The organism is Roseateles sp. P2_H4 (assembly GCF_056403315.1).
In genome coordinates this window covers 55,064-68,953 of sequence record NZ_JBFUFR010000021.1, presented here as the reverse complement: position 1 = coordinate 68,953, position 13,890 = coordinate 55,064, and the positions used below count along the sequence as shown (strand labels likewise).

At 67.2% G+C, this 13,890-nt stretch carries 15 protein-coding genes; 13 read left to right on the top strand and 2 right to left on the bottom strand.

The genetic code is table 11. From position 1 onward, the window contains the following. Positions 1–5 precede the first annotated feature (5 nt). Genes AC1DW3_RS16895 through AC1DW3_RS16875 form a run of 5 tightly spaced genes read left to right on the top strand, consistent with a single transcriptional unit; the run spans position 6 to position 3,820 of the window. Entirely contained in the window at positions 6–875 is an 870-nt protein-coding gene (locus AC1DW3_RS16895) for a putative selenate ABC transporter substrate-binding protein (RefSeq protein ID WP_477932953.1), read from the top strand. After that, on the top strand, positions 872–1,678 hold the full coding sequence (locus tag AC1DW3_RS16890; RefSeq protein WP_477932951.1) for a phosphonate ABC transporter ATP-binding protein: 807 nt from the start codon (positions 872–874) through the stop codon (positions 1,676–1,678). Before AC1DW3_RS16895 ends, AC1DW3_RS16890 begins: the two co-directional genes overlap by 4 nt. Next, positions 1,675–2,484 (top strand): phosphonate ABC transporter, permease protein PhnE, encoded by an 810-nt coding sequence (gene phnE / locus AC1DW3_RS16885; protein WP_477932949.1) that lies wholly within the window; start codon positions 1,675–1,677, stop codon positions 2,482–2,484. Before AC1DW3_RS16890 ends, phnE (AC1DW3_RS16885) begins: the two co-directional genes overlap by 4 nt. Beyond that, complete coding sequence (gene phnE, locus AC1DW3_RS16880) at positions 2,481–3,236, top strand: phosphonate ABC transporter, permease protein PhnE (RefSeq protein ID WP_477932947.1); 756 nt, start codon at positions 2,481–2,483, stop codon at positions 3,234–3,236. Before phnE (AC1DW3_RS16885) ends, phnE (AC1DW3_RS16880) begins: the two co-directional genes overlap by 4 nt. Continuing rightward, a complete protein-coding gene (locus AC1DW3_RS16875; protein WP_477932945.1) occupies positions 3,233–3,820 on the top strand; it encodes a nitroreductase family protein in 588 nt (195 codons plus the stop codon). The genes phnE (AC1DW3_RS16880) and AC1DW3_RS16875 overlap by 4 nt, the downstream gene beginning before the upstream one ends. Here the strand turns inward: AC1DW3_RS16875 and AC1DW3_RS16870 are convergent. Continuing rightward, entirely contained in the window at positions 3,804–5,303 is a 1,500-nt protein-coding gene (locus AC1DW3_RS16870; protein WP_477932943.1) for a peroxidase family protein, read from the bottom strand. The two genes, AC1DW3_RS16875 and AC1DW3_RS16870, sit on opposite strands and share 17 nt — an antisense overlap. Positions 5,304–5,579: 276 nt before the next feature. Between AC1DW3_RS16870 and AC1DW3_RS16865 the strand changes: the two genes are divergently transcribed. The 7 genes from AC1DW3_RS16865 (at position 5,580) to AC1DW3_RS16835 (ending at position 10,936) form a co-directional block, all read left to right on the top strand. Further along, on the top strand, positions 5,580–5,882 hold the full coding sequence (locus AC1DW3_RS16865) for an urease subunit gamma (RefSeq protein ID WP_477932941.1): 303 nt from the start codon (positions 5,580–5,582) through the stop codon (positions 5,880–5,882). 5 nt (positions 5,883–5,887) lie between these two features. Next, positions 5,888–6,049, top strand: coding sequence for a hypothetical protein (locus tag AC1DW3_RS16860; RefSeq protein WP_477932939.1), 162 nt, complete (start codon positions 5,888–5,890; stop codon positions 6,047–6,049). Next, positions 6,049–6,354, top strand: a complete 306-nt coding sequence (locus AC1DW3_RS16855; protein ID WP_477932937.1) for an urease subunit beta — start codon at positions 6,049–6,051, stop codon at positions 6,352–6,354. Before AC1DW3_RS16860 ends, AC1DW3_RS16855 begins: the two co-directional genes overlap by 1 nt. Further along, positions 6,351–8,069 carry an urease subunit alpha gene (ureC, locus tag AC1DW3_RS16850; RefSeq protein WP_477932935.1) on the top strand — a complete coding sequence of 573 codons (1,719 nt, stop codon included), beginning with the start codon at positions 6,351–6,353 and terminating at the stop codon, positions 8,067–8,069. Before AC1DW3_RS16855 ends, ureC begins: the two co-directional genes overlap by 4 nt. A gap of 237 nt (positions 8,070–8,306) precedes the next feature. Continuing rightward, on the top strand, positions 8,307–9,320 hold the full coding sequence (gene truD, locus AC1DW3_RS16845; protein WP_477932933.1) for a tRNA pseudouridine(13) synthase TruD: 1,014 nt from the start codon (positions 8,307–8,309) through the stop codon (positions 9,318–9,320). 214 nt (positions 9,321–9,534) lie between these two features. Continuing rightward, positions 9,535–9,846: a hypothetical protein gene (locus AC1DW3_RS16840; RefSeq protein ID WP_477932931.1), complete on the top strand. Its 312-nt coding sequence runs from the start codon at positions 9,535–9,537 to the stop codon at positions 9,844–9,846. A 190-nt stretch (positions 9,847–10,036) separates the two neighbouring features. Continuing rightward, complete coding sequence (locus AC1DW3_RS16835) at positions 10,037–10,936, top strand: PEP-CTERM sorting domain-containing protein (protein ID WP_477932929.1); 900 nt, start codon at positions 10,037–10,039, stop codon at positions 10,934–10,936. A gap of 68 nt (positions 10,937–11,004) precedes the next feature. Here the strand turns inward: AC1DW3_RS16835 and AC1DW3_RS16830 are convergent, their stop codons facing one another. Then, on the bottom strand, positions 11,005–11,745 hold the full coding sequence (locus tag AC1DW3_RS16830) for a hypothetical protein (protein WP_477932927.1): 741 nt from the start codon (positions 11,743–11,745) through the stop codon (positions 11,005–11,007). A gap of 286 nt (positions 11,746–12,031) precedes the next feature. Between AC1DW3_RS16830 and pepF the strand changes: the two genes are divergently transcribed. Further along, on the top strand, positions 12,032–13,885 hold the full coding sequence (gene pepF / locus AC1DW3_RS16825) for an oligoendopeptidase F (RefSeq protein ID WP_477932925.1): 1,854 nt from the start codon (positions 12,032–12,034) through the stop codon (positions 13,883–13,885). Positions 13,886–13,890 lie beyond the last annotated feature (5 nt).

The following is a 13,890-nucleotide window of genomic DNA, read 5'->3' as shown; positions in this document are numbered from 1 at the left end:
TCAATATGGCCCTCTCTCGTGTCGTCGCCAGTCTGGCGCGCGGTGTGGTGATGTCCTTGGCGCTGGCCGGCGTGGCCGCCCAGGCCCAGCAGGTGCTGCGCGTGACCGCCATCCCCGACGAGTCACCCACCGAACTCGCGCGCAAGTTCGCGCCGCTGGGGGCCTACCTGGAGAGCAAGCTCGGCATGAAGGTCGAGTGGACGCCGGTGACCGACTACGCCGCGGCCGTCGAGACGGTGGTCAACAAGAAGATCGACCTGGCCTGGTTCGGCGGCTTCACCTTCGTGCAGGCCAATGTGCGCAGCAACGGCAAGATCGTCCCGCTGGTGCAACGCGAGGAGGACGAGAAGTTCCGCTCTGTCTTCATCACCGATGCCAAGAGCGGCATCGCCAAGCTGGAAGACCTGAAGGGCAAGACGCTGAGCTTCGGTTCGCAGAGCAGCACCTCCGGCCACCTGATGCCGCGCAGCTATCTGCTGGCCGCCAAGATCAACCCCGACGTGGACTTGAAGCGCGTGGCTTTCAGCGGCGCGCATGACGCCACCATCGCCGCCGTGGCCAGCGGCAAGGTGGACGCTGGCGCGCTGAACATCTCGGTCTGGGAAAAGTTCGTCGCCGACAAGAAGGTCGACCCGACGCAGGTCAAGGTCTTCTACACGACGCCGGCCTACTACGACTACAACTGGTCGGTCCACGCCGACATGCCGCAGGCCCTGCAGGAAAAGATCAAGGCCGCCTTCCTCGCGCTGGACCCGAACACGCCGCAAGGCAAGGAGATCCTCGGCCTGCAGCGCGCGACGAAGTTCGTGGTGACCAAGCCGGAGAACTATGTCGGCATCAAGGCTGCAGCCGAGAACGCTGGCCTGCTGAAGTGATTGCAATCAGCGGCATCGACGCCGCGGCGCTCGGTGGAACAACGCCCGTGCTGCGCGGCGTCAGCTTCGCGCTGGCCGCGGGCGAGCAGGTCGCCGTCATCGGTGCCTCGGGCGCGGGCAAGACGACGCTGCTGAACCTGCTGGCGCTGATGCAATGCCCGCTGAGTGGGCGCTTCACGCTGAACGGCGCTGACCCCTGGGCGTTGGGCCGCGCAGAGCGCCAGCGCCTGCGGGCGGACATCGCGCTGGCGCCGCAGCAGCCGCCTTTGCCGCCACGCCAGCGCGTAGCGGTGGCCGTGCTGGCCGCGCGCCTGCCGCGCATGTCGCTGGCGCGCAGCCTGCGCACGCTGTGGAGCCCGCCGGATGCGCCACTGGCCCAGGCCGCGCTGGCGCAGCTGGATCTGGCCGACAAGCTCTGGCTGCGTGTGGACCGGCTCTCCGGCGGCGAGCGCCAACGCGTTGGCCTGGCGCGCTTGCTGGTGTCCGATGCCCGCCTGTGGCTGGCCGACGAGCCCCTGGCCGCGCTGGACCCGACCCGTGCCGGGCTGGCCCTCGCAACGCTGCAGCGCAACGCCAGCGAGCGCGGCGCGGCCCTGGTCTGCAGCCTGCACCAGGTCGATCTGGCGCTGAAGCACTTCCCCCGCGTCGTCGCGCTGCGCGCCGGCCGGGTCGTCTACGACGGCGCGCCGGGCGGCCTCGATGAAGAGCTGCTGGACGAGCTCTACCGCAGCCAGAACGAGGCACCGCCCGAGATCGCGCCGCTGCCTCAGGCCGTACCGTTGCCGCAGGCCATGTGCCGATGACGCTGCGTGACCCCGCCGTCGGCCAGCGCTGGGCCACGCTGCTGATCGCCCTGGTGCTGGCCTGGCCGCTGCTGGTGCTGGCCGAGTTCAAGCCCTGGGCGCTGTTCGATGAGCGCAGCCTGCGCGCGACCGGGCGTTTTCTGGCCCAGTTCATCACGCCGCGCGCCGATGCCGAGTTCCTGGGCCTGCTGGGGCGCGACACCTGGCGCACGGTGGCCATCGCGACGGCGGGCATGAGCCTGGCGCTGCTGCTGGCCGTGCCGCTGGCTTTGGTGTCGACGGCGCGGCTGTCGGCCAGCACGCTGGAGGGCCGCCCCGGCCCGGCGCGCTGGCTGCGCCGCGCGGTGCGTGCGCTGCTGGTGCTGCTGCGCTCCATCCCGGAGCTGGTCTGGGCCCTGGTCTTTGTCCGCGTCGTCGGCCTCGGTGCCACGGCCGGCGTGCTGGCCATTGCGATTGCCTACGGCGGCATGCTGGGCAAGGTCTATGCGGAGATCCTGGAGAGCGCCGACGCCGCGCCCACCCAGGCCCTGCTGCGCTCGGGCAGCGGCCGGCTGCAGGCCCTGCTGTTCGGCGCGCTGCCGAGCTGCCTGCCCGAGCTGCTCAGCTACACGGTCTACCGCTGGGAATGCGCGGTGCGCTCCTCCGTCGTGCTCGGCTTCGTCGGCGCCGGCGGCCTGGGCCAGCAGCTGGACAACGCGTCCAAGATGTTCGCCGGCAACGAGGTCAGCGCCATCCTGCTGGTGTTCATCGCACTGGTGATGGCCAGCGATGCGTTCAGCCGCTGGCTGCGCGGGAGGCTCGCATGAGGCTGTCTACCGCCGCCGTGCTGGCGGGCCTGCTGGCTCTCGTCATCGCCAGCTTCTGGTCGCTGGACCTGCAATGGGCCGCCTTCCTCGGCCCCGAGGCCCTGGCCAGCATGGGCCGCTTCGGGCTGAGCTTCTTCCCGCCCGAGACCGCGCCGGCCTTCCTGGCCAGGACCGGCTGGGCGCTGCTGGAGACGCTGGCCATGTCGGCCATCGGCACGGCTCTGGCCGTGGTCGGCGGCCTGCTGCTGGCCTTGCCGGCGGCCGGTTCGGGCGCGGCGCGTGTGGCGGCCCGCCTGGTGCTGAACGCGCTGCGCAGCGTGCCGGAGCTGGTCTGGGCCTCGCTGCTGCTCATCCTGGCGGGCCTCGGGCCGCTGCCGGGCACGCTGGCCCTGGCCTTGCATACCAGCGGCGTGCTGGGCCGGCTGTTTGCCGAGAGCTTCGAGAACGCTTCGCCCGAGGTGGCCCTGGCACTGCGCCAGCGCGGCGTGGGCGCAGGTCGCGTGTGGCTGTTCGCCACCTTGCCGCAGACCCTGCCCCAGCTCGTCAGCTACACCCTCTACCGTTGGGAGAACAACATCCGCGCGGCCAGCGTGCTGGGTGTCGTCGGCGCCGGCGGCCTGGGCCAGATGCTGAGCTACCACCTGGGCCTCTTCCAGATGCACGAGACCTGCACGGTGCTGATGGCGATGATCGCGTTGGTGGGCCTGGTGGACGCACTGTCCTGGGCCGCCCGAAGGATGTTGACGCAATGATGGAAGAGACCCTGCTGCAGGCCCTGCTGACCCGCTATTCGGTCGGCCCCAAGCACCTCGTCGAGCCCGGGCCGAGCGACGCGCAACTCGCGCTGATGGTGCAGGCCGCGCTGCGCGCACCCGATCACGCCGAATTGGTGCCTTATCGCTTCAAGCTGGTGCGTGGTGCCGCAAAAGAGGGCATGGCCGCCCTGTTTGCCGACGCGGCCCTGGCTGCCGGCAAGGGCGAGGAGGGCGCGGCGCTGGACGCCGAGCGCGCGCTGAAGCCGCCGCTGACGGTCGCCGTCGTCGCCCGCATCGACCTCGGCCACCCGCAGGTGCCCGCGCACGAGCAGTGGGCGGCCGTGGGCGGCGCCATCGCCAACTTCCTGACGGCGGCCCACGCCCTGGGCTTTGGCGGCAAGATGCTCAGCGGCGCCAAGGTGCGCAACCCGGCCATCGCTGCGGCCTTCTGCGAGCCGGGCGAGACGCTGGTCGGCTGGATCGCGCTGGGCACGCCCGCGCGCCGCCCTGCGGGGCCGGCGCGCAAGCCGGCCGCCGATCAGGTGCTCGTGGAGTGGCAGCCGCTCACACCAGACCGGTGAACTTCAACACGTTCCAGAAGCTGATCTCCTTGCCGATCATCGGCACCCAGCCCGCCGGCGCGGCATTGCGGAAGGAGCGTGGGTCGGCGTCGACGATGCCGTTGAATACCTCCATCAGGATGCGCCCGCCCACCGGGCCGAGCTGCGAGACCGAGCAGGGGCCGGTGGCAAAGTCGTCATCGTTCAAATCACGCTTGCCCGCCTCGCGCCAATAGGTCAGCACCGGCACCTGAGCTTCGGCCAGGATGTAGAACCACAGCGGCGTTTCGGTCAGGAAGCGCAGATCGGCGCTGGCGATGCTCTTGAAGGTGAAGCCGTTGGCGCCTTCGGCACGCACCATCAGCTCGTCCTCGCCCAGCGGCTTTTCGCGCAGCTTGGCGGCAAAGGCCTGGCCGGTGGCGATGGCATAGCTGGGCAGGTTGCCGCGCTTGAGGTTCAGGCTCGCCAGCGAGGCGCCGTTGCCCACGCTGGGCGGCAACTTGGCGAGCGGGTCCACCAGCGAGGGGTCGATCTTGTAGGCCCATTGCAGGCGCACGGCCGGGTTGTTCTCCACCGGCTCGGGGCCGTTTTTGACGGGGATGCCGAAGCTCGGCGTGAAGAAGCGGCCCCAGTCGTCGATGACATGGTTTTCCGGCAGTGGCTGAAAGCCGATCAGGCTGTCGGCGGTCAGGTCGCCGCCGTCGAAGATGAGCTTCTTGGTCGCGGTGTTGAGGCGGTAGCCGCGCCTCACCATCGAATGGCCGTAGCGGTAGGCCGCACCAACGAATTCCTTGGGCAGCTGGGTGCGCAGCGTCGGCACGTAGAGGTCGTAGGCGGCATCGCCGAGGGCCGCGCGGCGCTGGGTGAAGAAGTCGTAGGTGTGGGTGTTGACGATGCGCAGCAGATAGTCTTCCAGCACGACGCGTTGGTAGGTCCAGGTGACCTCGGCGCGGGCGCGCTCGAAGAGGTTGCCGGTATCGCCGCTGGCGGTCAGCTTGGCCACGACGGCGTTGTGGAACTTGATCATCGCCAGCTGGATCTGGCAGACGATGGAGTTCTCGTCGTTGCGCTTGTCGCCAATGATGGCGCGGCCGTTCACCGGCTGGCGCATCAGGTCCTTGCCGCTGGCGTCGATCAGCAGCGTGGCGCCGTCGGCGGCGTACATATAGGGCTGGTCCTGGGGCCCGGCGCCGTAGACGCAGTCCAGGTCCATGGCCGGCGTGCGCAGGTTGGAGGCGGCGTCCGTGGGCCTGGAGAAGGACGAAGTCGTGTCCAGCGTCAGGTCATGGTCGATGAACTGGCCGAAGTAGGTGTAGCCGGCAGGGACCTTCAGGTTCTCCTCGGCGTCGGCCCCGTCGTTGAGCTCGTCGTCCGGGACGATCATCAGCGCGGCCAGGGCGTCGAGGCTGGCGTCGCTGAAGGGCTTGTGGTTCTCGGGCAGCAGGCGGGTGAACTTCTGTTCGCGCGTGCCGAGCAGGCCGTGGCCGTTGTTGGGGGTAGTCATGGCAGTCTCCTGAATGCGCCAAGCGGAAAGGCATCGTGGACCTGTGGCAGCGCAGGTGAATCCCCAGGCTTGCGGAAAAATCACCTCTGGCATGCTTCAAGCTAGGGGTTAGGTAGCGCCCATTGCCCTGAAGCTGTCGGCAGGCCAACATGGAGCTGACTTCCCATGCTTGGCGACCAAGCTGACCAACAAGTGAAGAGTGATGGAACTCACTCCCCGAGTTCGGCCGGCATCTGCGGCCGCACGTGCTGACTGACAAGGATCGAGCGAAGCAAGATGGAATTGACTCCACGTGAGAAAGACAAGTTATTGCTCTTCACCGCGGCGCTGCTGGCCGAACGCCGCCGTGCGCGGGGACTGAAGCTCAACTACCCGGAGGCCGTCGCCTTCATCAGCGCCGCCATCCTCGAAGGCGCACGCGACGGCAAGACGGTCGCCCAACTGATGAGCGAGGGCCGCGAGATCCTGACCCGGGACGATGTCATGGACGGCATCGCCGAGATGATTCCCGAGATCCAGGTCGAGGCCACCTTCCCGGACGGCACCAAGCTCGTCACCGTTCACCAACCCATCGTCTGAACCCCATGCGCGCACTCCTGCTTGCCCTGCTGAGCGCCCCGGCGCTTGCCCACGACGGCCATGGCGCGCCGTCCGCCCATCTGCACGGTTGGGACGGCGTCGGCATGACGGCCCTCATCGCCGCGGCCGGCGTCGCGGTCTGGTGGTTGACCAAGGGCCGCAAGTGATGGTGCCGGGCGAACTGATCACCGCCGAGGGCGAGCACGAACTCAACCCCGGCCGCCGCACGCTGACACTGAAGGTCGCCAACACCGGCACCCGGCCCATCCAGGTCGGCTCCCACTACCACTTCGCCGAGACCAATGCGGCTCTCGGCTTCGACCGCGAGGCCGCGCGCGGCATGCGGCTCAACATCTGCAGCGGCACGGCCGTGCGCTTCGAGCCGGGACAGACGCGCACCGTCGAGCTGGTGGATCTCGCCGGTGACCGCACCGTCTGGGGCTTTCGTGGCCTGGTGCAGGGCAAGCTATGAAGATCAATCGACGCGCCTATGCCGAGATGCTCGGCCCCACCGTCGGCGACAGGCTGCGCCTGGCCGACACCGCCCTCGTCATCGAGATCGAGCAGGACCTGACGCTGCGCTCCGGCGGCTACGGCGAGGAAGTGAAATTCGGCGGCGGCAAGACCGTGCGCGACGGCATGGGCCAGTCCCAGCGCATCAACGGCCCCGGCCCGGGTGACGCGGTCGACACTGTCATCACCAACGTCGTCATCCTCGACCACTGGGGCATCGTCAAGGCCGACATCGGCTTGCGCGGCTGCCGCATCGCCGCCATCGGCAAGGCCGGCAACCCCGACGTGCAGCCGGGCGTGGACATCGTCATCGGCCCCGGCACCGAAATCATCGCCGGCGAGGGCTTCATCGTCACGCCTGGCGCCATCGACACCCACATCCACTTCATCTGCCCTCAGCAGATCGAAGAGGCGCTGATGAGCGGCGTGACCACCATGATCGGCGGCGGCACCGGCCCCGCCACCGGCACGTTGGCCACCACCTGCACGCCCGGCCCCCACCACATCGCGACGATGCTGAAGGCCGCCGAGGCCTTTCCGATGAACCTCGGCTTCATGGGCAAGGGCAATGCCTCGCGCCCCGAAGGCCTGATGCAGCAGATCGACGCCGGCGCCATCGGCCTGAAGCTGCACGAGGACTGGGGCACCACGCCCGCGGCCATCGACAACTGCCTGAACGTGGCCGAGCTGACCGACACCCAGGTCGCCATCCACACGGACACGCTCAACGAAAGCGGCTTCGTCGAAGACACGATTGCCGCTTTCAAGGGCCGCACCATCCACAGCTTCCACACCGAGGGCGCGGGCGGCGGCCATGCGCCGGACATCATGAAGGTGGTGGGCGAGGCCAATGTGCTGCCCAGTTCCACCAACCCGACGCGGCCGTTCACCGTCAACACGCTGGACGAGCACCTCGACATGCTGATGGTCTGCCATCACCTGGACGCCGGCATCGCCGAGGACCTGGCTTTTGCCGAAAGCCGCATTCGCCGCGAGACCATCGCCGCCGAAGACATCCTGCACGACCTGGGCGCGATCAGCATGTTCTCGTCCGACTCCCAGGCCATGGGCCGCGTGGGCGAGGTTTCCTTACGCTGCTGGCAGACGGCGCACAAGATGAAGGTGCAGCGTGGTGCGCTGCCTGGGGACGGCGCCGGCAACGACAACGCCCGCGTGAAGCGCTACCTCGCCAAGCTCGCCATCAACCCCGCGCTGGCCCACGGCATCAGCCACGAGGTGGGGTCGATCGAGGTCGGCAAATGGGCCGACCTGGTGCTGTGGAAGCCCGCCTTCTTTGGCGTGAAGCCCGCGCTGATCCTGAAGGGCGGCTTCATCGCTGCCGCTGCGATGGGCGACCCCAATGCCTCCATCCCGACGCCGCAGCCGGTGCACTACCGGCCGATGTTCGGTTCCTTCGGCGCTGCGCTGGCCCAGGGCTCGCTGACCTTCGTCAGCCAGGCAGGGCAGGGCAASGTCGAGAAGCTGGGCCTGGCCAAGACCCTGGTGCCCGTGAAGGGCTGCCGCTCGGTCAAGAAGGCCGACATGCTGCTGAACAACTACCTGCCGACGATGGAGATCGATGCGCAGACCTATGAGGTGAGGGCGGACGGCGTGCTGCTGACCTGCGAGCCGGCCAAGGAGTTGCCGATGGCGCAGCGGTATTTCCTGTTCTAGAAACGCCACGTCTCGAGAGGCCAGGCAAGGCATTGGAAAAGAGGCATTGACGCTGGTTTGCGCTGTTTGCCAGGCGAGTGCTCATCTTCTGCTTCAGGACCACAGCGATCGGCCATTGACGTCCCTGCGAGCACCGCTGACAGCAGGCATACAGGTCGGGAGAGAATCGCTGTCTGGACTGCCCCTGGTCGGCCAGGCAGCCTGCCCCTCTCTACTGCTGGTGCCGTCAGACCGCTCATGACCGACGCTCAATACACGAACTTGCCGCAGTGGCCCAACGCTTGTCCGGCCAGCGGCGCCAACGCCACGCTGAAATTCCTCAACGAAGACTTCATCGTGACCGAGCTGCCGCTGCAGCTRCCCTCCGGTGAGGGCGAACACATCTGGCTGGACATCGAAAAGAACGGCGCCAACACCGTCTTCGTCGCCCAGCAACTGGCCGAGGCCGCCGGCGTGCAGGAAAGGGACGTGGGCTATGCCGGCCTCAAGGACCGCTACGCCATCACCCGTCAGTGGTTCAGCATCTACCTGCCCAAGGGAGAGACGCCCGACCTGACCGGGCTTCAGCACCCGGAATTCAAGGTGCTGAGCCAGAGCCGCCACGTGAAAAAGCTGCGCCGCGGTGATCTGCAGGGCAACCGATTCCGCATCGTGCTGCGTGACGTGACCGGCGACCGCGACGCCATCGAGGCCAATCTCAAGGCCGTGGCGTCATATGGCGCGCCCAACTACTTCGGTGCTCAGCGTTTTGGCTTTGAGGGCGGCAACGTCGAACAGGGCCGCGCCATGCTGGCGCGCGAAATCCGCGTGCGCAACCCGAAGAAGAAGGGCATCTACCTGTCGGCGGTGCGCTCCTTCGTCTTCAATGAAGTGCTGGCGCTGCGAATTCAGCAGGGGCTCTGGGGCAAGACCCTGCCCGGTGACGTGATGGACGAGGCGGGCCGGCCCACCGGGCCGCTCTGGGGACGGGGCCGCGTGCTCACCACCGATCAAGCGCAGGCCCTCGAAAACGGCGTGGCTGAACGTCACGCCACCTTGTGCGACGGCATGGAACACGCCGGTCTGGATCAGGAGCGCCGCACCCTGGTGGCGAGCCCGGCRGACATGGCATGGGAATGGCCGCAAGCCCATCAACTGGTGCTCACGTTCTCTTTGCCCGCCGGGAATTACGCCACTTCCGTTCTGAACGAAATCCTCCGCACCACGGAGCCTGACCGGCACACGGAGAACGAGTCTGCGGCTGTCGATTGACGGTGTCCTCACCTCGGGCTGAAGGGTGCAGACCCTGTTTCTCGCGGATGTCGGTTCAGGCCGTGAAAAGCTGCACCTGGCTCCGCTGCAGTCCATGGACTTGTGGCGTTACATTCCCTGCCAACAGTTCAGGGAGACCAGGGTGCCGCAGCCAAGGACTGAATCGCCGCCACCGCGCAATGCAGGGCAAGGTCAGCAGGCGCCGCCTGGCCCATTGAGGTTCTCATTGGAGCGGGCACTCCTTACCTGGCTGGTCGCGCTGGGCGTGGGCGTGGCGCTGACGCTGGTGGTCATGGGCTTTCGGGCTCTGCCGAGCAGCGTCATCAGCGAGGGCGGCGATTTCGCCCTCGGTACGCTGATCGGCATCCTCGGGGCACTGGTGGCCATCCTCAGCACGCTGCCGCTGGCCTTCGTTGTCAACGCCGGCGACCATATCGAATACCTCATCCTGCCCAACCTCGCCCTGGTGGGCCTGGTGATTGCGGGAATCCGCGGCTGGACACGCGACGCCGGGAAAGAGTCCTGAGGCATAGAAGCGTTCGGGCGGCCGAGTGGCCGATTGGCCGATTGGCCGATTGGCCGAGTGGCCGTACGCCGCAAATGCGACGCCTTCGTCGTACTGACGTATTTCGAACCCGCCAGGGATCAGCCGGTTTTAGGGGCTGACGTCCGCGGGGTGGGCGCGTAGCGTTGGGTCACCGCACAAGGAGCCCGACATGCGCCATCGCCTCGCCCTGCTGCCCCTCGCCCTGGCTTGCCTGCCTGCCTTCGCCGCCGAATTGAGCCAACAGAATCTCGGTGCCACAGGCGTTCTCGTGTCCAGTTGCGCCGGCCTGGCCACCGGCGCCTTCCCGACCGAGGGCAATCTGTTCGATTGGCGGCCGGGCCTGTCCAGTTGCAACGCTGCCTCGACCACCACACCGGGTCAGCAGCTGGCAACCAGCGCCACCTACGACCAGGCGACGCCTGCCATTCAGGCGGACTCGCATGGCAGTGCCACCTACGGTTCGGTCGGGATGTACGCACATTTCCGCGCCAATGCCAGCGCCGGCTTCGCGGCGGCCGAGAGCACGGTCGGATGGACCGACACCTGGACACTGATGCCGGCCAACTCGGCCCAGATCGGCCAGAACGCCGTGCTGAGCTTCAGCATCCATCTCGACGGCGTGCTAGACGGCCTGCCCATCGGCAACAGCTATACCCGGATCGGCAGCCAGGTCTGGCTCAACAACGCGGCGGTTGCGGGGCAGAGTTTTCGCCGCCAGGGGCAAGGCCAGGGCGGCTTTCCCTTCCACCAGGTGATCGACCAGGACGTCAGCTTCAGCGTCACGGTCAAGCTGGGCACGCCTTTCGAGCTGGGCATCTTCTCGCGCGCGTCCGCGGGCACGGCCGGTGCCGGGCCGAACTGGTTCAGCGAGGCCACCAGCGACTTCGCCAGCACGCTGACCTGGCAAGGCGTCAGCGGCGTCAGCGTGGCCGGCAATGCGATTGCCTACACGCTCAGCAGCCAGAGCGGTATCGACTGGAACACACCTTATGCACCGGTGCCCGAGCCCTCGGTGGCATTGCTGCTGGGTGGCGGCCTGCTCGCGCTGGCACTGCGTCGGCGCCGCTGACGGCGCGCGACCGGTCGTTGTTCTGCTCGTTGATCGGATCGGTTCAGGCCTCTCGGGCAGGGTTCGGATCAACTGGTCGCCGTCTGGTAGCGGTTCGCGAAAAACGCCCCCATGCGCTCGATGGGCGGGTTGTTGACGGTCAGTCGGTTCGCCACGACGTTGAGACCGCTCATGCCTCGGCTGTTGTCGTCCAAAGTGATGCGCTTGGAATCAAAGATGAGATCCGAGTCTTGCAGCAGCGCGCGAAAGGAGAGCTTGTCCGAAAGCTGCTCGGCGACGTTGGAGAAATCATAGGTCTCCATGCGTCGTGACAGGTAGTTGTAGTCGACATGCGCCGGCGTCAACTCGGTTGTTTCCAGCGCGGCGACGGCCGTCGAAATAAACGACTTGGCCGCATCAACGAGCTTGTGGTTTGCGTTCAACTTGCTCTCCAGCCACTTGGCATCGTCTTCGTCGAGGCCCGAGACTTCAAACCGGCCGTCGACCAGCTTGAAGTCCCAATGGGCAGCGGCAATTTCGGGTCGACGCCTGGCAAGCATGGCGCCAACCTTGTCCAGCTCCTTCTCGATGACGTTCATGCTGCGCCCAGCGGCATCGTTGTGAGCAATCTGCGTTTCCCTGAAGGCACGCTGGCTTGTCAGCGGCTCAGGAATCTGGACGATCGTCGCGGCACCCAAGGCCGGGTCTTCGTACGTGCCGCCGTTCTCACGGGCTTTCGCCAGGCGGGTCGCGAGGACTTCCTCTGAGTCGATCGTTGGGCGCTGCCCTGTTGTGAGCGCCAGGGGCGCCTGCGAGACTGTTGTGATCACGTCACCCTCCACTTCATCGAGCAATTAGGCGAACGGCCGAACGCTGGCGATGCTTGACCCTGGTTTGTCGGCGCTAAGGCGCGGAACTTAAGCCGAGTACACGACGGTGAGCTCGGCCAAAGGGCTGGAGGGAATCCGCGGCTGGACGTGCGAGGCCGAGGCGGTGCCCTGAGGCGTGCAAGCGTTCGCCACCCATCCGCGCTCCGGGTTTGCCCGATGTCACTTCGGTCAGTACGCCCATCCGGAACGACACTGCGCGATTCCGTACACCCCAACCCTTGCTCCCATGAAGCGTCTGCCCCTTCCCCGCGCCCTCGTCCTCTGCCTCGGCCTGGCCCTGGGCGGCCAGGCTCTGCATGCCGAGCCCCTGCCCGCCGTCTGGGACCTGAGTCCTCTCTTCGCCAGCGACAGCGACTGGGAAGCCGCCCGCAAGGCGGTGCAGGCCGACCTGCCCAAGCTGGCGGCCCTGAAGGGCACGCTGGGCAAGAGCGCCAAGAGCCTGCGCGCCGGGCTGGACACCATCAGCGCCGCCAACCTGCGCATGGACCGCTTGCGCGTCTACGCCAGCATGAAGCAGTCCACGGACAACCGCGATTCCAAGAACCAGGAGCGCAGCGGCCTGACGGCGCAACTGGACGGCGAATACGGCAGCACCATTGCCTGGCTGGAGCCCGAGATCCAGTCGCTGGGCGAGGCCAAGGTCAAGGCCTTCCTGAAGGCCGAGCCGGGACTGAAGAAGCATGCCGAACACCTGCGCAACAGCCTGCGCCAGGCCAGGCACACGTTGAGCGCCGAAAGCGAAGCCGTCATCGCGGCGCTGGGGCCGGTGCGCAGCGCCACGGGCGAGGTGCGCACGCTGCTGTTCAACGCCAACACCAAGTGGCCCGAGCTGATGGTCGACGGCAAGACAGAGAAGGTGACCGACACCCGATACGGGCTGCTGCGCCAGCACCCGGACCGCGCGGTGCGCAAGCAGGTGTTCGACACCTTCTTCGGTGCCATCGGCCAGTATGAGGACACCTACGGCGTGACGCTGGGCAATGTGGTGCAGGACGACACCACCATGGCCAAGCTGCGCCACCACCCCAGCGCCGTGGCCATGAGCCTGGGCGCTGAGGAAGTGCCCGAGGCCGTCTACCGCACACTGGTGGCCGAGGTGCACAAGGGCCTGCCCACGCTGCACCGCTACTTCAAGCTGCGCCAGAAGATGCTGGGTCTGCCGGACCTGCACTACTACGACATCTACCCGGCCCTGGTCACGCAGAACAAGCAGTACAGCCTGGACGATGCCGCCGCGCTGACGCTCGCGGCGACAAAGCCGCTTGGCGACGACTACCAGGCCCTGCTGAAGACCGGCTTCAAGGCCAACACCATGCATGCCCTGCCGGCGCCCGGCAAGCGCGGCGGCGCCTACCAGGATGGCGTCTACGGCGCGCCGCCCTTTGTGTTCCTGAACCACCAGGGTGAGTTCGAGTCGGTCAGCACCTTCGCGCACGAGTGGGGCCACGCCATGCACACGGCCATGGCCAACCGCGCCCAGCCGTATGAGACGGCGAACTATTCGCTCTTCATCGCCGAGATCGCGTCCACCGCCAACGAGGTGCTGCTCAGCAACTACATGCGCGGCCAGGCCGGCAGCAAGGAAGAGAAGCTCTACCAACTGGGCTACGCGCTGGAACGTCTGCGTGGCACCTTCTTCCGCCAGGCCATGTTCGGCGAGTTCGAGCTCAACACCCACGACGCCGCTGCCAAGGGCGAGGCGCTCAACGGCAAGCGCATGACGGAGATCTACTGCAAGCTGCTGAAGGACTATCACGGCGACGCCGCCGGCGTGATGAAGATCGACCCGGCGTATTGCCAGGAGTGGGCCTTCATCCCGCACTTCTACCGGCCGTTCTATGTGTACCAGTACGCGACGTCGGTCACCGCGGCCCTGCACTTCGCAGAGGACATCCTGGCGGCCAAGCCGGGCGCCCGCGACAACTACCTGAAGCTGCTTGCCGGCGGTGGCTCGGTGGCGCCTTACCAGGCGCTGAAGAACGCGGGCCTCGACATGGCGACCCCGGCGCCCTACCAGGCCGTGGTCAAGCGCATGGACAGCATCATGGACGAGATGGAGGCGCTGCTGGCGAAACCCTGAGGGGC